The sequence below is a fragment of the Paenibacillus sambharensis genome, assembly GCF_003233845.1.
In the GTDB taxonomy this organism is placed as follows: domain Bacteria; phylum Bacillota; class Bacilli; order Paenibacillales; family Paenibacillaceae; genus Paenibacillus_I; species Paenibacillus_I sambharensis.
The window spans coordinates 191,146-211,163 of the sequence record NZ_QKRB01000006.1 but is presented as its reverse complement, the minus strand read 5'-3'; the positions used below and the strand labels follow the sequence as shown (position 1 = coordinate 211,163).

Below are 20,018 nucleotides of genomic sequence, written 5' to 3'. Positions count from 1 at the left end.
GTTCGGCAAAGGCTGTAACTAACCTCTGCACGAACGGCCTTCCCAGGAGCTTAAACCCCCTTGGCTATTCCTGTCTGATCTGGCTGCGGAGATAACCGTCAATGAAGGCGTCAAGATCCCCGTCCATGACGGCTCCGACATTCCCCGTCTCCACCTGGGTTCTGTGATCCTTAACCATGCTGTAAGGATGGAACACGTAGGAGCGGATTTGGCTGCCCCAAGCGATATCCGATTGTTCACCGCGAATCTCCGCCAGATGCTTCTGCTGCTCCTCGATCTTACGCTCATAGAGCTTGGAACGAAGCATCTTCATCGCCCGCTCCCGGTTCTGAATCTGTGAACGCTCGGTCTGGCAGGCCACCACGATTCCGCTTGGCACGTGGGTAATCCGGATAGCGGATTCCGTCTTGTTGACATGCTGCCCGCCCGCACCGCTGGAACGGTACGTATCCACCTTCAGATCCTCAGGCCGGATCTCGATCTCGATATCATCCGAAATTTCCGGCATAACATCGCAGGATACGAAGGAGGTATGCCGGCGTCCTGATGCGTCGAATGGTGAAATCCGCACAAGACGGTGGACACCTTTCTCCGCTTTCAGGTAGCCGTAGGCATTATAGCCTTTGACCATTATGGTCACACTCTTAATCCCTGCTTCATCCCCGGGCAGGTAGTCGAGCACCTCGACCTTGAAGCCTCTCTTCTCTGCCCAGCGCGTATACATCCGGTACAGCATCTGGCCCCAGTCCTGTGACTCGGTTCCGCCTGCCCCCGGATGAAGCTCCAGGATCGCATTCAGCTTGTCATATGGCTGGTTCAGCAGCAGCTGCAGCTGGAAATCGCCAACCTTCTGGACGAGCGCAGCGACGCCTGCCGCAATATCGGCTTCCAGCGACTCGTCGCCTTCTTCCTCTGCCAGCTCCAGCATGGTCTCCATATCTTCTTGCTCTGCGGCCAGCTTGTCGTACTGCTCAACAACCGACTTAACGGCATTCAGCTCAGATATGGTGGCCTGCGCCTTGTCATTGTCATCCCAGAAATCCGGCGCTGTCATCTTCTCTTCGTAGTTGGCTATGATCTCCTGCTTGAGATCTAAGTCAAAGAGACCCCCTGAGTTCTTGGAGCCGCTTCGCCATCTCGCGCAGGTCTTGTTTAACCGATGCGTCTATCATGGTTGTCGTCACCTCAAAATAAGATTTGCGGATGATCCGCTTCTTGCCGCCCGCGCATCCTTTCCCTGAATGGGGGAAAGGGCCCGCACGCGGCAGGAACCGCCCGTGTCAGATCTGCTGCGCGGGCGGTTCCCGATGTATTGCATTACGCATTGCCGTGGCACTGCTTGTATTTCTTGCCGCTGCCGCATGGGCACGGATCATTGCGTCCTACACGGTCATCCCGCTTGGTCGGCTTCTTCACCTGCGGCTCGCCGCTTCCGCCTGTCTCTGTCTGGCCCTTGGCAACCTCCTGGCGCTCCAGGTTGTTCTCGACATGAGCCTTCATAATATACTTGGTGACTTCTTCCTGGATATGGTCAATCATTTCCTTGAACATCTCGAAGCCTTCAAACTGGTACTCGCGAAGCGGGTCGGTACCGCCGTATGCACGCAGGTGGATACCCTGACGCAGCTGATCCATCGCGTCAATATGATCCATCCACTTGCTGTCCACCGCACGGAGAACAACAACCTTCTCGAATTCGCGCATCGTCTCTTCGCCAAGCTGCTCCTCACGCTCATCATACAGGGCTTTAACCTTAGCCAGAAGGAATTCCACGATCTCTTCCTTCTCCTTGCCCCACAGGTCATCCTTCGTGATCGTATCTTCCTTCAGGAAGGTCGCGTGAGCATAATCCACCACAGCCTGCAGATCCCAATCCTCCGGAACCTCTTCTGCCGGGCAGTGCGCTTCCACAATCCGCTCGACAACCGGCTTGATCATTTCCTGAACGACCTCTCGGATATTATCCGAGTAGAGAACCTCGCGGCGCTGCTTATAGATGACTTCGCGCTGCTGGTTCATGACATCGTCATACTGCAGGACGACCTTACGCAGATCGAAGTTGTTCCCCTCTACCCGCTTCTGTGCCGATTCAATCGCTCTCGTGATCAGTCGGCTCTCAATCGGCTGATCTTCATCAAAGCCCAGCCGGTCCATCATGCCCATAATATTCTCCGCACCGAAGCGGCGCATCAGATCATCCTGCAGCGAGAGATAGAACTGGGTCGAGCCCGGGTCGCCCTGACGGCCGGCACGTCCGCGCAGCTGGTTATCAATCCGCCGGCTCTCATGGCGCTCCGTACCAATAATATGCAGACCGCCTGTATCCGGCACACCATCACCCAGCAGAATATCGGTACCGCGGCCGGCCATATTGGTGGCAATGGTTACAGCGCCAGCTTGTCCGGCACGGGAGATGATCTCCGCCTCTTCCGCATGGTACTTGGCATTCAGTACCTTATGCGCGATGCCGCGGCGCTTCAGCATATCGGACAGCTTCTCCGAGTTCTCGATCGAGACCGTACCGACGAGCACCGGCTGGTTCTTCTGGTGGCGGGCCACAATCTCTTCCAGCACCGCCTTGAACTTCCCGTCCTCCGTCTTATAGACGACATCAGCCATATCGTTACGGATATTCGTGCGGTTCGTTGGAATCTGAACGACATCAAGACCATAGATCTTCTTGAACTCTTCTTCCTCTGTCTTCGCCGTACCGGTCATGCCGGCAAGCTTGCGGTACATCCGGAAGTAGTTCTGGAACGTGATGGTAGCCAGCGTCATGCTCTCGTTCTGAACCTTCAGCTGCTCCTTCGCTTCAATCGCCTGGTGAAGCCCGTCGCTGTAACGGCGGCCAGCCATCAGACGGCCAGTAAATTCGTCAACAATGACAACTTCGTCATCCTGAACGACGTAGTCAACGTCACGCTTCATAATGGCATGCGCCTTCAGCGCCTGCTGAATATGGTGATTAAGCAGCACATGCGCGTGGTCGAACAGGTTGTCGATGCCGAAGGCCTTCTCAGCCTTCTCAACACCCGACTCTGTCAGCGTTACACTGCGCAGCTTAATGTCGACTGTGTAATCCTCTTCTCCCTTAAGACGCGACGCAACAAAACGATCCGCCGCATAGTAAAGCTCTGTTGACTTCGCAGCCTGACCGGAGATAATCAGCGGTGTCCGGGCTTCGTCAATCAGAATGGAGTCCACTTCATCGATAATGGCATAGTATAACGGCCGTTGAACCATCTGCTCCTTATAGAGCACCATATTATCGCGCAGGTAATCAAAGCCGAACTCATTGTTCGTTCCATACGTAATATCCGCGGCGTATGCTTCCTGCTTCTCGGCATGGGTTAAGCCGTGCAGGTTGCAGCCGACTGTAAGACCCAGGAACTCATACAGCTGTCCCATCTGGGTGCTGTCGCGCTGGGCGAGATAATCATTGACCGTAATGACATGAACGCCTTTGCCCTGAAGGGCATTCAGGTATACTGGAAGAGTGGCCACCAGCGTCTTGCCTTCCCCTGTTTTCATTTCGGCGATCTTGCCGTCATGCAGAACCATTCCCCCGATCAGCTGCACATCGAAATGGCGCATGTTCAGCACACGCTTGGACGCTTCTCTGACCGTCGCGAACACCTCGGGCAGAATCGCCTCTGTCTGTTCGCCCTTCTCGATCCGTGCCCTGAATTCATCTGTCTTGGCACGCAGCTGCTCATCCGAGAGCTTCACGAAATCGGGCTCCATGGCGTTGATTTGATCGACGGTGCGGGTGAGACGCTTAATCTCGCGCTCATTCGCATCGCCGAATATTTTTTTGACAAGTCCGAGCATCAGGTTATGCCCCTTTCGTATTCGACTCTTTGCCTAAATTGTATCAGTTTGGACATGCCGCCGCAATGACAGACAGCCAAAAAACGCCTGAAATTCCCAGCTAATCCGCCCAGCGCCTATCCTGCCGAACAAACTCCACAGGAACCTAGTGTTGCCAATCCCGGTTTCCGTTATGAACCGCGGTCTTGAGCACCGGCTTTAGCCTGTTAAATGTAAAGCCGGACCCTGAAGGGGCCCGGCTGAATTTGCATCGTCAAGGTCATGCTTCGGTTGATGCCTCCGGCATCGGTTACGCTTGTTCAATTAATCCGTACTTGCCGTCGTTGCGCTTATACACAACGTTAACTTCCTTCGTATCCGAGTTGGCGAAGACGAAGAAGCTGTGGCCGATCATATTCATCTGGAGGATCGCTTCCTCCACATCCATCGGCTTCAGTGCGTGGCGCTTGGTACGGACAACTTCCAGTTCATCATCCTCTTCCTCCACTGCCTGAGGAGCCACAGGCTCTTCCCTAAACAGGGCTCGGATGCCGCCATCCTGGCGGAACTTCCGGTTCAGCTTGGTCTTGTGCTTGCGGATCTGCCGCTCCAGCTTGTCCACCACAAGATCAATCGCTGCATACATATCATCATGCTGTTCTTCCGCCCGCAGCATAACGCCGGTCAGCGGTATCGTCACTTCTACGCTTTGCTTGTTACGAATAACAGATAAAGTCACATTCACATCGGAGGTTAAGGGTGCTTCAAAATACCGGTCCAGTCGGCTTATTTTCTTCTCAACATAGTCTCTTAGCGCGTCTGTAACTTCGATTTGTTGACCACGGATGTTGTATTTCATTGTGCACTCCTCCTTTACTTAATCCCATCATATCATATTCATAAACCGTTAACAAAATGAAAACACGGATAGTTTTGAATTTTTTGAAAATTTTGCAGGGGACCATAAAGGAGCAGAAAAACCAGCACCGGACCAAATAAAAGACCCCCGGTTATCCCGGGGGATTGTGTCCAGCACTGGTCAATTGTATACCATCTATCCATCGGCTCTAGGCCGGATGATTACAGTTTGACTACGTTAGCAGCTTGTGGACCGCGTGCGCCTTCAACGATGTCGAATTCGACCGATTGGCCTTCTTCGAGGGTTTTGAAACCTTCGGATTGGATCGCGGAGAAATGAACGAAAACGTCGCCGCCTTCTTCAGTCTCGATAAATCCGTAGCCCTTCTCTGCGTTAAACCATTTAACTTTACCTTGCATCCGTAAACATTCCCTTCATCTTCAAATAGCTGTGAGGCGTACATGTGTTGCATGGCCCACACCAAAACTATAGCACCAGGGTTTGGAGATGTCAACAAGGTTTGTAAGCGAATTCATTACAGACGGAATATCCACTTTTTATGTTACTTTATTTTTTTCAACCATGCCATTGGCCAATGCGTAACGTTCTCTGTTAGATTACTTTCATTGAAAGGCCACATTGGCTTTACAAACTGGAAATTATCATTTTGTTGAAGAAATTCCTCTATAGCGCTAACAGGATTATCCCAAGACCAATCCTCACCCGCACGAGGAACATCAGCCAAGTACTTCATGTAACCGTCAGTAACAACTATATATGAGCCAGTAGTCACTAGTCCGCTGTACGCGTCCAATTCACGTGTTACATGACTCTTTGAATGATTGGAATCCAAGATAATCAGGACCGTTTCCGCTTCTCCAATCATTTCCTTCACATCGGATACGACCTTTCCTCCGACTGAATCACCTTCAACAAGAGTGATATATTCTGCCAGCTCGTGCTTCTCAATTTCAATACGATTGTGAGGCCGAATCTCAATATCTATACCTATAACCCGTCCCTTGTTCATCGCTTTGAGCAGACTTGCATAGAAAATCAGCGATCCGCCATGCGCTACCCCTGTCTCTATAATCACATCCGGCTTCAGTTCATATATGACCTCCTGAATACGGATCATGTCTTCGGGCAGCTGAATAACAGGCCTTCCCAACCATGAAAAGGTATAGGTGTATTTTTCATTCCATCCCACCTTGGCCCATAAATCAGACAAGATTTCAAATGATTCTTTAGAATATAACGGGAGTTGTCTAATCTGCTCCTCGTTTTCCTGAATAAGTTGCTTCTTTTCAGTATCAATTGTAATTTTCACTTTATAGATCCCCTATCTATTGATTTTTTACTTCCCTCCACCATTCGACAGTATCCGCTATTCCCTGTGGTAGTGATATCCGAGGTTTCCAATCGGTTTCTGTAAGCAGCCTTGCAGGATCTCCTATAACTAAGGGCGCCTCTTTTTCAGAACAATTCAACGCTCCAAATTCAACCAACTCACTTTTACCCATATAACCCGAGATCCTAGTGACTATATCCATAATGCTAACAGGCCTTCCTGAGCAGATATTCACGGTACCATTAATGGTGGTACTTAATAATAAGGTGACTAATGCCTCAGCAACATCCTTGACATGAAGAAAATCTCTTATTTGTTTTCCGTGGGAACACCTTGCATTCTGATTGGCTAATAATGAGCGAATTACCGAAGGCACAAGCCGGCCAGCATGCTCGTGAGGACCATATAAGAAAAAAACCCTTCCCCATACAAAATCTTTGTTTAAAAGATTGGCATAGGATGTAATCATACCCTGAAGATGGTTCTTGCATGCTGCATAAGGGGTACTAAAACTTAAAGGTGTTATGTTTTCCTTCAGGTAACCATGCGACCAATCATACTCGGCACAGCTGCCCGCCACTACTAGCCGCTTCCCGCCATTACTATAAAAGCATTCGGCAAGATGGAAGCTTGCTCTATGCCAATAATAATTCTCGACAGAGTCCCAATAAACTCCCTGCTTAGTGATCCATGAAAGATGAAGCAGGTGTGTAGGTTTAACGGTATGGAGCAATCTCTGGACTTGGGCATCATCCATCAAGTCGATGGCATGCATCTTCAGTCTGCTGTTGTCCTCTATCATCCGTTGGTTATGATACAACCCATGAACTTCGTACCCTTGGCTTAACAGGGCTTCTACAACATGCCTGCCAATAAACCCGCTGGCTCCAGTCACCATTATTCTTTTCACGACTGATACTCCCCATAACTCAGGTCTCTCTCCGAAATAATGTAGGTTCCTAAATCAGGCCACCTTATGCCTATTGCAGGGTCGTCCCATCTTATTCCTCTCGCGGCTTCAGGTTTATAAAAGTTGCCCATTTGATAAAAGACTTCCGTGTCATTCTCCAATGTAACAAATCCATGTGCAAACCCTTCTGGCACGTATAACATCATATAATTTTCCTGGCTGAGCGTGTATGCTGCCCATCCTTTATACGTTTCGGAGGAAGGTCTAAGATCTACAATCACGTCGTAAATCGCTCCCCTGGTACATCTTATCAGCTTAGTTTCTCCGTAAGGTTCTTGCTGATAATGCATACCGCGGAGGGTAGCTTTACTACGATTTTGAGATATATTACATTGGACAAAATCACTTTCAAGCCCATGTTTCTCAAACTCCTGCCGGCACCAGGATCTCGAAAAAAATCCCCTCTCATCTTTTATTTTCTCCGGTTCTATAACAAAGGCGCCCTTTAAAGCTGTTTCCCTGAAAATAATGCTAAATCACCTCAATTTTTGGAATAGGCACGACAAATTTCGCCCCCCACTCCTTTACGTATTGCATCTGTTCAATAATCTCATCCTTAATATTCCAGGGTGTGATGAAGATATAGTCTGGCTTTGTTTCCGCAATTTTGTCCGGATGATAAACGGGGATTCGTGTACCCGGAAGTAAAGTCCCCTGCTTGTATGGGCTTCGGTCTACTGTATAGTCAAGGAAATCCGAACTTATACCGCAATAGTTCAGTAGTGTATTACCTTTTGCCGGCGCGCCGTACCCGACAATTATTTTGCCACTTTCCTTCAGACTCACCAGAAATGACAGTATATCTCTCTTGGTTTCCCGAACCTGCTCAGCAAAGTTATGATATGTTTCGATTTTATTTAAGCCGTGCTCCCTCTCAAGCTCCAGCATTTTCGTAACGGCTTCACTTATTCCATACTTATCAGCGTCGTTATGACATACGTAGACTCTCAGCGACCCACCATGCGTGGTTAGTTCCTCAACATCAAAAATGGTAAGTTCTTTAGCTGCAAATATCTCCCTCAAAGTTGAAAATGAAAAATATGAAAAGTGCTCGTGGTATATCGTATCAAACTGATTATTCTCCATCAGTCGCATTAAGTGCGGAAACTCTACTGTCAGCAAGCCTTCAGGGTTTAGGAGAATCTTCATACCCTCCACAAAGTCATGGAGATCAGGCACATGCGCAATCACGTTATTAGCAACCAGCAGGTCCGCTCCATATCCCGAATCCGACAGTTCTTGCGCCAGTTGCCTCCCAAAAAAGTCAACTCTGGTATTGATACCTTTTTCGTTAGCAACCTTAGCGACATTAGCCGCTGGTTCAATACCGAGTATCGGCATGTTTCTTCCCTTGAAAAATTGCAGCAGATATCCGTCATTACTAGCAATCTCAATGACATGCGAAGTTAAGGATAGATCAAACCTCTCGATTACTTTATCTGAGTACTTTTTTGCATGACTGAGCCAGCTTTCGGAAAAAGAACTAAAGTAGGCATAGTCACTAAAAATTTCTTCAGCTGATTCATACTTATCCAGCTGAACTAAGAAACAGTTCCCGCAAACATAGGCATGAAGAGGGTAGAATGTTTCCCCTTTGTGCTTATCAACCTCTTTAACATATGAATTAGCCATTGGCGTTAACCCAAGATCCGCGAAAGAATATAGTGATTCTGAACTACAGAAACGACAATTTGGTTTGTTTAACATGCCCACTGCTCCTAACTTAATGCTCTTTACTAATCGTCTGCTTCAGTCTCGCATGGTTCATATAACAACTAATCTGATTCTTAGTGACACTATCGATTAATGCATTATTGTAATAAGCCTTGTACCATTCCACTGTTTTGTCTAACGCAGCCTTAAGGTCCCAAACAGGAGACCACTTCAAGCCAGAGATAGTTTTGGAGCAATCCAGTTTAAGGGTATCTGTCTCGTGATAAACTGATGGTTCCTCTACAACGTCCTTAACATCTCCTCCCCACAAGCGGTGTATCCCATAAACCACTTCAGACACCGGCCTGCAATCGGATATATCAGGACCTATATTCCATGCTCCGTGGTACAGCTTAGCATCCTCAATAAGGCGTTCAGCAAGAATAAGATAAGCGCCTAGCGGTTCTAATACATGCTGCCACGGTCTAACTGCATGAGGATTTCGGAGTGTAATTGTCTCTTTACGATGAAGGGAACGAACACAATCAGGTACAAGTCTATTTTGAGACCAGTCCCCGCCCCCAATGACATTGCCCGCTCTTGCAGTAGCAATTCCCAGTCTGTGCTCAGGATATTGGTTAATATTAAAAAAAGAATCCCTGTATGAAGCTGTAATTAATTCTGAACAAGCTTTACTGGCGGAATAAGGATCGAATCCACCAAGTTGATCATTTTCTGTATAACCTCTATCCCAATGATGGTTAAAGTAAACCTTGTCTGTAGTAACATTTATTAATGCTCTAACATCTATACCTTTGCTTTTTGCAGTACGTACTGCCTCGAATAAATTAACAGTGCCCAATACGTTAGTGTGGTAAGTATTCAAGGGGTCATGAAACGATTCGATGACTAGGGGTTGCGCTGCCAAGTGAAAAATGATATCTGGAGCAGTCTCTATAATTGCTTCTGTCAGGCTCAGTTTATCTTTTATGTCCCCAAAGTAGTTTTTGGTTACATGTATTGCTCCAACCCGCTCAAAAAAATCAGAGTCACTATTTCCCGGTAAAGAATACCCATACACTTTTGCATTCATCATCGATAACCACGTTGTCAACCAACATCCCTTAAAGCCTGTATGCCCCGTTACCAAAACCCGCTTATTTGCCCAGAACTCTGTATCGATCAATTTCTTACCTCCCAAAAAAGCTACCAAAGTTTCCAAGGGGCTTTATTACTTAGCCATAATTCTTCAAGTTTATTCTTATCCCTCATAGTATCCATAGGCTGCCAAAAGCCGCTATGTTTATAAGCAACCAACTCCTTCAAGCGAGTTAGTTGTTCAAGCGGTTCAGCTTCCCACGAAGTACTGTCATTATGAATCAACTCAAACACTCCTGGCTCTAAGACAAAAAAACCGCCATTTATCCATGCGTTGTCCCCTTGTGGTTTTTCTTGAAACCTGCCTACATTATTATCATCTTCAAGATAAATCGCCCCGAATCTGCCTGCAGGCTGAACCGCTGTAAGAGTAGCCATTTTACCTTGTTCATGATGATATGCAAGCAGCTCCCCAACATTAACATCGCTTAAGCCATCGCCATAAGTAAAACAAAAGGTTTCATCACCGATGTAATCTCTAACCCGTTTTAATCTTCCCCCGGTCATGGTATGATCACCCGTATCTACCAAGGTTACTTTCCAATCTTCCGCATTTTTCTGATGAACTTGCATAGTGTTATTCAACATATCAAACGTTACATCAGACATATGCAAAAAATAGTTCGCAAAATACTCCTTAATCATGTACCCTTTATAACCTAGACATACAATAAATTCATTGATGCCATAATAAGAATATATTTTCATAATATGCCAAATAATTGGTTTTCCACCAATTTCAATCATCGGTTTGGGTTTTAAGTGTGTCTCTTCGCTAATACGTGTACCTAATCCGCCAGCTAGAATAACTGCTTTCACTTGACCACTCTCCACACTCAGTCTAAGTACTATATCGGCAACCAGACTATAATTCATTAACAAGCATATCTTTCGTATAGTCACATTTCTAACTTAATAGCCGCCAACAGTCTATAAATCTGTTAGCGGCTATTGCGTTCAAATGATTACTACAATCCGGTTATCTTCCTATATAATTGGGCAGCTCCATAAACATTGGATACATCGAACTTGGAAGCATCTAGATATAAGCCACCGTCCTTTCGAAAACCTTCTTTAAACTCAACTTTACGAGGGGTCACTCTTCCCTTAAACGTTGGATTTTGCAGATACGATTCCTCAAACCACTCCATTAGTTTTTTATCATCTTGGAGGGATTCATACAAGGCGCTTAAAATAAGTTGAAATTCACTATCATCGCTATGCAAACTTTCGACTGTTTGTTCTATCATTTTTTTCCTATTCAGCTCTAGTTCACTGATATCAGGAAAGAGTGCCTGTTTAGCAGCAATAAAAGATGCACCAACTGATGCTTGCACACTCTTCACATTAGGTATGATACCATTTAACTCTAGCCCAGCTTGCTTATTTAAAGCCATGTAATCTTTTTTAATTCCATCTGATTTTTCATCCCCACCATAGTGGTATGATATCCCATTACTATTGCCAGATGAACCTCCAATACTCATGGGAACATTTATCGAAATAAAATACTTCTCTAATGAAGACATAGCAAATCCTGAATAAACATCCGGAGCTATACTTTTATAAACCTCTCCCGTCTTTGTTACAAGTTCTTTTAGAAGGCTGGTATGAACAACCGAATTGCAGTATAACATTGGCAGGCTGCTGTACAACTTATTAAAAGCCGCTACGTCTTTTATAGCATTCAGCGACTCCAATTTATATGAGGTAATAGCCGTGCCAGCCTCAATGTAAGGAATATTAAGATAGTTTTGATAACCGTTTAATTGAACATCAGGCCAACCATAGGCTACAAGATTCCAATGAAGGATTTTAGTATTAAGGGTCTCCAATAATACATCAAGTGTAGATAAGGCATGGAGTAACAAACCATCATCGGAACCAAGAACGATGACATATTCCCCCTTGACCTTAGAGATAGCATAGTTAAAGTTCTCGGTCATTGCCAGCTCCCGCTCTGGCTTGAAATATTTAATACGATCCTCGTTTAGCCGATCTATTAAATTCTTAGTCAATTCATCACTACTATTATCACTCACTATAATTTCATAGTCGTCATAATTTTGATCCAGACATGTCATTAAAGTAAACTCCAAGGTGTCGGAAGAGTTTCTAGTTGGTATAACTACACTAAACCTCACTTTACTTAACGACTGATTGTTTTCGTCGACTGGAATATAAGATTGCAAATATTCTTTAGTCAGCTTGCGTGACTTTACAAGGAAAGACTGACTGCTTGCATAGTCTCCGTCTGCAATGAATAAAGCAGCTTGATTCTTATAATAAAGTGGGCTTTCTAATAGATAATCATCTTGCTCTTTAGCCTTTATATATAGTTCCTTCGCATCGATCAAATCATCGACTTCATAACAAAAATGAGCCAATTCTATAGTTTTGTCTTCTTCCTTGAGCTTGAAGATTTCTGAGTAAAGGAGTCCGTAACACTTAGCTATATATAATACTCTCAATCGGAGAATATCAAACCTCTTTCTCTTCCGTAATAACAGTAACTCAGCTTTAATATTATCTTCTACCAAAGAACAATCTAATAATTCTTCAATGAAATCAGGAACTCTATTGGTCATAAATGAGGCAAGGGCATATACTCTTAACGAATAATTGCTCTTGTCTCCCTTAAAACCATTCTCAGCGTACTGGAAAAACTTTTCTTTATCAGATTCCGCGTAAAGCAGTGAGTAAACGGATTGATATAGTGGATTATTAGCTGTATCAAGATGCTTATCCCAGAATTCCTTTATTTGAGGTAAGACTACTTCCTTTTCATAGGGCGCTGTTTTTCCGTTTAATATATCAAGCAACTGAATGCTTCTAGATATCCAAGTATTAGATCGAACAAACTCTTGGATCTCTTGAGTATCCACTTCAACAAGCAAGGATTTACGTAACGCTTCATTAAAAGCCCAAAAACCATCTGCGACAGTTATAAAGCCTTTACCAACTGCTAACTCCGGCATTGATGGGCCCACAACAGGAAGCCCGCAGGCTGCATACTCATATAGTTTAATTGGGTCACAGTGAACGATTATGTCCTCGCTAGTCTTAAAGGGGATGATTCCTACGTCCATATGCTCTAGATAATATTGCAGCCGTTCATGCTCCTTAATTCCGAGCAGATAAAGATTGTTTTCTTTTACTGAAAGCATTCCTGGTTGAACGGGACCAATAACGACAAAGGACATTTCCTTATTATTTCTAACTAGTTGATAAAACAATTCTTCATCAAACCATTTATCCACTGCACCCATATAGCATATCAGTGGCCGCGGCAAATCTATAATATCTTCAGGCAACACTGCTAGCTGTCCACACTTACTGAAACTCGTGGGTTCAACGGCATTTTTAGATAGATACACATTATCCCTTCCTATACTTTTGGAAAGGTATAGTGTGTTACTCGTCGTTAGAGTAAAATCAGCCTTGTTAAGCAATATCTCTTCATATTCTCTATCCCGTTTGATGTTCCATGAAGAGTTAACAAGGTCACTATGATCATCTACGCAATCATAAATCACCTTAAAGTTTCCTTTAAGAGCATTTAAGTAAATAATCGAGCTAGGTAAATAACTGATTATAATTACTTCTTCTTGTGATTCATCGAGCAGTTGTTGAAGCAGCGCCAAATAATTGTCCATTAGAACCTTGCCGTCATAGTAAACTTCAATTGGGTTTATGGCCCTTAGAAAAGCAGTAGTATATCCTGCCGACAGACTATGGTTCACTAATTTATCAATCGTGATACTGGAATTATTGGTTTTTCGCTTTTCCCTTGAAGAGCTTACATAATCAACATAATGCCCCATTTTGGACAAAGCTATGGCCAGATTATGTGGCCTTTGTTTCATTTCTCCCCATCCACATGATGACATTACAATAAAACGTTTAATAACTCTTTCCTCATCTTGAGTAACAAAAGAATTCAAAGCGATGATGGCGTCCTCTATTTCTTGGGCAGAGCCTTCATCTTGGACTGACATTCTTGCCCTTTCATAAAATCTGTATGCTCGGGGATAATCCCTTTGTATTTGATAAATATATGCCAGGTTAAATAGAATATCTGCCTGATTACCCTTATCAAAACCTTCCCATAGTAGCTCCTCCGCTTCTGACAGGAACCCTTTGCTTAGCTTTATGACAGCCTTCATGGTAATAATATCATTATCGTTTTTAATAATGTCCTCGTATTGAGTTATAAGCTGTTCTGCGTCAGCCAAAAATCCGTCTTCTATTAGATTTGTGATTTGTTCCTTTATTTTAGTCATGTATATATTCATTTCACTCCGTGTATCCATCTTCTCATCCCCTCGTAAGCTGCATTCACATACTGAAAAACTGATCTACTTTTATATCGACATTCTACCAATAAAAGTTCAGTTCAATGGTACAAATAACGCGTTGAAAATATTACAACACATAATATTTCTGCCCTGAATTGTCGATAATAAAAGTACGAGTCAGTAGACGATAAATCCTATACTAATCTTACGGGAGATACTATGGAAAAACTTGTTTCACTATGTATGATCGTGAAAAATGAAGAAGAGGTGCTTGACCGTTGTTTAAAGAGCATGAAAAGTGCTGTTGATGAAATTATCATTGTTGATACAGGTTCAACCGATAGAACCAAAGAAATTGCACACAAATATACTAAGCATGTCTATGATTTCACTTGGGTAAACGATTTTGCCGCTGCCCGAAATGAAAGCATTAAATATGCCACGTCTAAGTGGGTTCTAATTATGGATGCCGACGAATATATGCAGGAGAAAGATGCAGAAATGCTGCGTAGCTTTCTGTCTAATCTAATCCCGCGGGAGGACCAGTTCTTTACCGTGTCCGTTATTAGTTACTTAGGAGACGTGAAAAACAACAACTTTTCCGATGCCCCTGTACCCCGTTTATTTCCCAATCATATGAATTTTGAGTATAACCGGCCCATACACGAGCAGATTGTCTCAAAAAAAGGGATACCGGCTGTCAGTATAGCTGCCCCAGTCAACATCTACCATACAGGATACTTGGCTGATACACTTAATAAAAAGAATAAATCAGAACGCAACCTCGATTTACTAATAAATATGAAGAAGAACAGTTCTCTCACTCAATATGATTATTTTGTTATTGGAAACGAATATACCGTATTGAAAGATTACAAAAAAGCTAATTATAACTATAAAAGAGCTCTACAGGGAACTACCTCCAAACACCCATGGTATATCCATTGTCTGATTGCTTATATTCAAAATTTGCTCATTGTCAATCATGTGAAAGAAGCATGGGAATTAATTGAAACGAAACTCATCGAGTGGGAGGAATTTCCTGAGTATCACACTTTCAAAGGAGCATTCTATATTGATTTAGGCTTCTACTCGTTAGCAAAACAATCGTTCTTGCAAGCACTCAATGCCGCGGAAAAACGGCTGGAGGTTGATAATAACTTCTGGGCTGTTTTCCCTCAGCTAGGGTCCAACATTCCATACTTGAATCTCTTAAAAATATATGCGACAGAAAAAAACATAAAAGAACAAATCGTCATAATGACACGAATGTTAATGCAAAATACATCCAACTTGCCCCTGCTGGCCCAATGGATTGAACTGCTGGCTATGAACGAATCTGAATCCGAAACGATACGTCTATTGGGAAAGTTTTATCCAGACCAAGAAGATAAGCTTTCTGTCACCAAGCTCTTTTCTACCGCTGTAGCGGTCGGTCAACCGGCTGTAGCCCACCACTTCTACAAACAGCTTGATACATCATATATCTCATCAGTAAGCCACCTGCAGTATGCCATCTTAACGAATAATAAAGAGTTGTTCAAAGAAGAGTTATCTTCCAGCAGCAGGCTTACTGCTGATCCTAAGCGTATTAATAAATGTTTATTGCTAGCAGCGTTAGTCTGGAATGACGCCGTTCTGTTAAAGGAGATATCAAATGCAGATGCGAATTATGACTTAAAAATATTTGTAAGTGAGTACTTAGCTGATCGCCATACAATTGAAAATACTGTACCCGAACAATTGCTGTATGACCTGCTAACCGACCTTTATAATCTACATCAATTTGAAGCGTTTGATCGTTTAATGCAGGACATCCCATTCAATCCGGTTATCGTCAATCATTTAGCTAATTACTTTTATAACAAAAATCAAGTAGATCTGGCACTCCAATATTACTCTGTGCTGTTGGATCAAGATGAATTAGATGCTATAAGCTGCGAAAATCTGGCTCATCTGCATGTGAACCAAGATTGTTTAGAAGACGCATTGATGTTCTTCGAAGAGGCAATCAAGTTATCTCCGAATAAAAAACATCTTTATATTCAGTACTGTATTCACTGCACAGATACAGACAAAAAAAATCTGATGAAAAAGAAATTTCTAGATGTCTTCCCGCAGTATCGCCAGCTCCCCGCGGTACAGAACCTTTAGTCTCATCAATCAGTCAGTCGTCGGAACCTGTCGGCGGCTGTTTTTTTTAAATAAAACACCTCCACAGCTGCATCCATCTTTCATGATAAGGATGCATTCTATGGAGGTGTTTCGTCGTCATACGACTAGTTATCCTAAGCCTTACTTCCTCTTATCGAACATGAAACTATCCGCATGGACTTCAGATGCAGACGTATACAATTGCTGCTGTTTCCTCGCTACGTTTATGCGGTTTAAATTATGTTCAGCTTCATCTTTTAAAGCCTGCATATGATGAAGTATCTGTTCTTCATATTGCCTTAGATGGTTCAAATATCCTTCTTGTAACAGAGTTAATGGCTTATGAAGGGGTAACCGATCGACAACTACCTGTCTAAGCTCAACTAAGGACACATAGCGTTCATATTCCCATTCTTGGCCAGAAGTGCACAACTCAAGCGTGACATCAAGCAACTCTTTTAAGAGCTTATCCATACGTTGTCTCGTGAGACTGGGGAGCAGTACTTGACTTTGCTGCTTGAACCCAAGCTTCTTTAAGTTCGAGCAGATAAGATAGTACTTCTTCGGCTGGTTCCTTTTTCTTTTTAATGTTAGCTTCTATCAATCTACGAAGCATATACTCGTATACTAACACAAGGTTCTGTGCAATCGGATACTTCATGTCCAGGCAGGCTACAAGTTCATGAATGATAGTCTGCGTGCGCTGAAGATTATGATTGGTGGCCTGTATGTTGCTTTCTTCTATGGCAGCGATTCCCTGTCTTGTGAATCTAATCGCACCATCGTATAACATAATGATTAACTGACCACGGGAAGCTGTCTGAACGGAGGACTGTTGATATTTCTGAAGCGGGCTATTAATCAATAAAGTCACCTCTTTTAACTTTAACTAAATAATGAACTGGCCTGAGCACTAAATCTATTCATCGCCGTTTCCATTGCAGTAAACTGCTTGTAATACCGATTTTCTATAATAGCTAGTCGTTTGTTCCAATCACCTATTCGGTTATCAATTGACCTCAGCTGTTCCCCCATATTGCTTGCTGACGAGAATGCTGCTGCAACATCCGAACTATATTGCGAGGTTCCTGCTTTCTTCGCTAGTTGTTCAACAGCACTCAACAATGAATTAGATAAACGGTTAAACAATCCGCTGTCAGGATTAGTGGGGGATACCTTTAATGTCGGGTCTGTTACTGTCGTCTTCTGTGTAAAGAATGAAACCACTTTATTCGGATCAGCTTCAATCATCTGCCGCAGTTTGCTTTCATCTTCGATAACAAGCTTGCCCCGATCCTGCCATTTGCCGGTTCCAATCCCCATCTCAGCAAGATGAATATCCTCTCCAGCTACATTAACATTGGTCATAGAAGCTAACCGCATATTGTTAACCATAGTGGACAACACATTATCTCTACGAATCAAACCGCTCTTGGCTTTACTTTCCCACATCTTTATTTCATCTTCCGTCAACTCTTTCTTCTCTTCAGAAGTCAAAGGCTGATAAGTCCTGAAGCGTTCTTCACCAAGCTTAGCGTTTACCGAATCCAACAAATTATTGTAATCGGTTATAAACGATTTAATCGTATCTACGATCTTATCTGTATTGGTAACAACGTTGAGGGTTGCTGCTGTTGTGCCTGTCGGATTATTAAGCGTAATCTCAACGCCATTTTCCGTAAACGTATTGGAAGAACGGGTGGTAGATATTCCATTAATCTTTATTTGTGCATCAGTACCTGCTGTTACTGCATCTAGATTAAAGCTATCCAACAACCCGTTAGGAGCAATTGTCGCAGCGCTGGTGGCTCCCGGATTCTTAGCACTTATCGATATTTCACCGGTTGTACTGTCTAGGAAGGCATTAACACCAGCTGTAGTGCTATTGTTAATAGCAGTAATCATTGTACGTAGCGTATCTTTATTTTCGTCTAGTACAATGTCGGTGTTATTAATTGTAATTGTCGTTTTACCTTGAGCATCAGCTGTATAAGTAAAATTCGGATTAGCCGCCTTTAACTGACTCAATGTTAGACTTGTATCAACAGTTCCAATCCCTTGGCCCGCTACTGACTGGACTGAAGTAGCCGTCGCCAAGCTAGCAACTTCAATTGTCATGGAGCCTGCTACTGCATTAGGAGTGGTTTTAGCAGAGACTGCAGTCGTGTTGCCTGATATATTCACCTGCTTCGCATTAATAGAACTCGTCAAGCTATAGTTGAATAATTTATTATTACGAAAATCAACGATCTTGCTGTTTATTTCCCTGTACTGTTCACGCTGCCATTCCAACGAAACTTTTTGCTTGGTCAACTTGTCAACAGGCAAACGTTTGGCTCTCATAAGATTTGTCACAATCTCATCAATATCCAGACCTGAAGCAAAACCTGATATACGCATTCTTATTCCCCCTTATACTCGTTCATCAATTAATAAGCCAGCAAACTCCATCATTTTAGCTACCATCTCTAGTGTTTTCTCTGGCGGTATTTCTCGGATAAGTTCCCCAGTTTCTTTATTAAGAACCTTGATAATGATTGCGTTAGTGGTATCGTGATATTTCATTTCAAAAGCTGTTTGCGGGCCTTCCAAAGCTTTAATTGCTCTTCCAACCGCTTTAGCCATCTGTTCTTCACCCAGGGTAAGATTCATACCTTGTCTTTCTAAACTTCTTATCTCATATTCACTGCTAGCCACAATTTTGACTGTCCTTGGGGTATTATATTCATGATTAGCTTCAGAACCAGTCGCGGTGCTTGAGAAAGCTGCAGACACAGCCGGCAATAACGACCCTACGTTATATACCTGCACATTATCACCCCTACGCATTAAATCTCTTATTATATATATCGTCACTAATACGATAAACCATTAGTTATTATGGCGAAAATATGTAGATAAACATATAATTTTGACTGGGGATACTTTCAATAGATAACTTGCATCACATGAGAAATTATAAAAAAAAGCCCTGCAAATGCAGGGCCGTTAATTCGATTAACGAAGGAGCGACAGTACGCCTTGTGGCGCTTGGTTAGCTTGCGAAAGCATAGCCTGCGAAGCTTGAAGGAGAATTTGGTTCTTTGAAAGCTGTACCATTTCCTTCGCCATGTCTGTGTCACGAATACGTGATTCGGCAGCAGTCAGGTTCTCAACTGTGGAACCGAGGTTGTTGGAAGTGTATTCCAAACGATTCTGCATAGCACCCAGTTTAGCACGCTCAGTAGCTACTGCTTCAATAGCAGATTCAACGGAAGCCAGGGACGATGCGCTAGTCAAACCTACGAAACTAGCTGTGTTGATCGAGCTAATTGCGATAGATTGTGTAGAATCGTTAGCTTGAATTGTAGCACCTGCAGTAATTGTGATACCGTTAAACTTCGTTTCAGTCATGATCAAGTCAATCTGATCGCCGAGGGCTTCCAGCTCAGTGTTGATGTTAGCCTTATCGGTATCGGAATACGTACCGTTAAGCTCCTGTACATTCAGCTCTTTCATACGAGTCAGCATCGCACTAACTTCGTTCATTGCACCTTCAGCTGTTTGTACAAAAGAGATACCGTCCTGTACGTTACGCTGAGCTTGCTCTAGACCACGGATTTGACCACGCATTTTTTCGGAAACTGCAAGTCCTGCAGCGTCGTCTGCAGCACGGTTAATACGAAGACCAGAAGAAAGCTTCTCCATATTTTTGCTAGTGTTAGCTGTGTTCAGACCCATGTTACGGTGGTTGTTAAGAGCTGTGATGTTGTGATTAATACGCAT

Annotated in this window: 17 protein-coding genes; 1 reads left to right on the top strand and 16 read right to left on the bottom strand. The window is 43.7% G+C overall.

Annotated features, from left to right (window positions below; genetic code table 11):
- Window positions 1–64 precede the first annotated feature (64 nt).
- The 11 genes from prfB to DNH61_RS00875 all read right to left on the bottom strand — a co-directional run bounded on the left by prfB (window position 65) and on the right by DNH61_RS00875 (window position 14,114).
- Window positions 65–1,172 (bottom strand): peptide chain release factor 2 gene (gene prfB, locus DNH61_RS00925; RefSeq protein ID WP_111144817.1). Its coding sequence is split into 2 segments (ribosomal slippage): window positions 65–1,099 and window positions 1,101–1,172, totalling 1,107 coding nucleotides; the frame shifts between segments, so codons are not numbered across the junction.
- A gap of 145 nt (window positions 1,173–1,317) precedes the next feature.
- On the bottom strand, window positions 1,318–3,831 hold the full coding sequence (gene secA / locus DNH61_RS00920; RefSeq protein WP_111144816.1) for a preprotein translocase subunit SecA: 2,514 nt from the start codon (window positions 3,829–3,831) through the stop codon (window positions 1,318–1,320).
- Between the two features lie 289 nt (window positions 3,832–4,120).
- Window positions 4,121–4,669: a ribosome hibernation-promoting factor, HPF/YfiA family gene (gene hpf, locus DNH61_RS00915; protein ID WP_111144815.1), complete on the bottom strand. Its 549-nt coding sequence runs from the start codon at window positions 4,667–4,669 to the stop codon at window positions 4,121–4,123.
- A gap of 221 nt (window positions 4,670–4,890) precedes the next feature.
- Complete coding sequence (locus DNH61_RS00910; protein ID WP_111144814.1) at window positions 4,891–5,088, bottom strand: cold shock domain-containing protein; 198 nt, start codon at window positions 5,086–5,088, stop codon at window positions 4,891–4,893.
- Between the two features lie 143 nt (window positions 5,089–5,231).
- Window positions 5,232–5,999 carry a cephalosporin hydroxylase family protein gene (locus DNH61_RS00905; protein ID WP_111144813.1) on the bottom strand — a complete coding sequence of 256 codons (768 nt, stop codon included), beginning with the start codon at window positions 5,997–5,999 and terminating at the stop codon, window positions 5,232–5,234.
- A gap of 16 nt (window positions 6,000–6,015) precedes the next feature.
- Window positions 6,016–6,930 carry an NAD-dependent epimerase/dehydratase family protein gene (locus DNH61_RS00900; protein ID WP_111144812.1) on the bottom strand — a complete coding sequence of 305 codons (915 nt, stop codon included), beginning with the start codon at window positions 6,928–6,930 and terminating at the stop codon, window positions 6,016–6,018.
- Window positions 6,927–7,457, bottom strand: a complete 531-nt coding sequence (gene rfbC / locus DNH61_RS00895; RefSeq protein ID WP_281272357.1) for a dTDP-4-dehydrorhamnose 3,5-epimerase — start codon at window positions 7,455–7,457, stop codon at window positions 6,927–6,929. Before rfbC ends, DNH61_RS00900 begins: the two co-directional genes overlap by 4 nt.
- A gap of 4 nt (window positions 7,458–7,461) precedes the next feature.
- A complete protein-coding gene (locus tag DNH61_RS00890) occupies window positions 7,462–8,697 on the bottom strand; it encodes a class I SAM-dependent methyltransferase (protein ID WP_111144810.1) in 1,236 nt (411 codons plus the stop codon).
- Window positions 8,698–8,713: 16 nt separating this feature from the next.
- A complete protein-coding gene (rfbG, locus tag DNH61_RS00885) occupies window positions 8,714–9,829 on the bottom strand; it encodes a CDP-glucose 4,6-dehydratase (RefSeq protein WP_220036910.1) in 1,116 nt (371 codons plus the stop codon).
- 20 nt (window positions 9,830–9,849) lie between these two features.
- Window positions 9,850–10,620: a glucose-1-phosphate cytidylyltransferase gene (gene rfbF / locus DNH61_RS00880; RefSeq protein WP_111144809.1), complete on the bottom strand. Its 771-nt coding sequence runs from the start codon at window positions 10,618–10,620 to the stop codon at window positions 9,850–9,852.
- Window positions 10,621–10,769: 149 nt separating this feature from the next.
- Window positions 10,770–14,114 carry a glycosyltransferase gene (locus tag DNH61_RS00875; RefSeq protein ID WP_111144808.1) on the bottom strand — a complete coding sequence of 1,115 codons (3,345 nt, stop codon included), beginning with the start codon at window positions 14,112–14,114 and terminating at the stop codon, window positions 10,770–10,772.
- Between the two features lie 204 nt (window positions 14,115–14,318).
- Here DNH61_RS00875 and DNH61_RS00870 point away from each other — a divergent pair, with 204 nt between their 5' ends.
- On the top strand, window positions 14,319–16,253 hold the full coding sequence (locus tag DNH61_RS00870; RefSeq protein ID WP_111144807.1) for a glycosyltransferase family 2 protein: 1,935 nt from the start codon (window positions 14,319–14,321) through the stop codon (window positions 16,251–16,253).
- A gap of 141 nt (window positions 16,254–16,394) precedes the next feature.
- On the opposite strand, the gene DNH61_RS00865 is transcribed toward DNH61_RS00870, so the two are convergent.
- The 5 genes from DNH61_RS00865 to DNH61_RS00845 form a co-directional block, all read right to left on the bottom strand.
- Entirely contained in the window at window positions 16,395–16,727 is a 333-nt protein-coding gene (locus DNH61_RS00865) for a hypothetical protein (RefSeq protein ID WP_111144806.1), read from the bottom strand.
- On the bottom strand, window positions 16,720–17,127 hold the full coding sequence (gene fliS / locus DNH61_RS00860; RefSeq protein ID WP_425452193.1) for a flagellar export chaperone FliS: 408 nt from the start codon (window positions 17,125–17,127) through the stop codon (window positions 16,720–16,722). The genes DNH61_RS00865 and fliS overlap by 8 nt, the downstream gene beginning before the upstream one ends.
- A gap of 11 nt (window positions 17,128–17,138) precedes the next feature.
- A complete protein-coding gene (fliD, locus tag DNH61_RS00855; protein ID WP_111144804.1) occupies window positions 17,139–18,653 on the bottom strand; it encodes a flagellar filament capping protein FliD in 1,515 nt (504 codons plus the stop codon).
- Window positions 18,654–18,665: 12 nt separating this feature from the next.
- On the bottom strand, window positions 18,666–19,064 hold the full coding sequence (locus tag DNH61_RS00850; protein ID WP_245947818.1) for a flagellar protein FlaG: 399 nt from the start codon (window positions 19,062–19,064) through the stop codon (window positions 18,666–18,668).
- Between the two features lie 186 nt (window positions 19,065–19,250).
- Window positions 19,251–20,018: a flagellin N-terminal helical domain-containing protein gene (locus tag DNH61_RS00845; protein WP_111144802.1), complete on the bottom strand. Its 768-nt coding sequence runs from the start codon at window positions 20,016–20,018 to the stop codon at window positions 19,251–19,253.

Coding starts and splice junctions, on each gene's coding strand:
- secA (WP_111144816.1), bottom strand. CDS start 3,831: ATGCTCGGACTTGTCAAAAAAATATTCGGCGATGCGAATGAGCGCGAG.
- DNH61_RS00845 (WP_111144802.1), bottom strand. CDS start 20,018: ATGCGTATTAATCACAACATCACAGCTCTTAACAACCACCGTAACATG.
- DNH61_RS00870 (WP_111144807.1), top strand. CDS start 14,319: ATGGAAAAACTTGTTTCACTATGTATGATCGTGAAAAATGAAGAAGAG.
- DNH61_RS00865 (WP_111144806.1), bottom strand. CDS start 16,727: ATGGATAAGCTCTTAAAAGAGTTGCTTGATGTCACGCTTGAGTTGTGC.
- DNH61_RS00875 (WP_111144808.1), bottom strand. CDS start 14,114: ATGGATACACGGAGTGAAATGAATATATACATGACTAAAATAAAGGAA.
- DNH61_RS00890 (WP_111144810.1), bottom strand. CDS start 8,697: ATGTTAAACAAACCAAATTGTCGTTTCTGTAGTTCAGAATCACTATAT.
- hpf (WP_111144815.1), bottom strand. CDS start 4,669: ATGAAATACAACATCCGTGGTCAACAAATCGAAGTTACAGACGCGCTA.
- fliD (WP_111144804.1), bottom strand. CDS start 18,653: ATGCGTATATCAGGTTTTGCTTCAGGTCTGGATATTGATGAGATTGTG.
- DNH61_RS00910 (WP_111144814.1), bottom strand. CDS start 5,088: ATGCAAGGTAAAGTTAAATGGTTTAACGCAGAGAAGGGCTACGGATTT.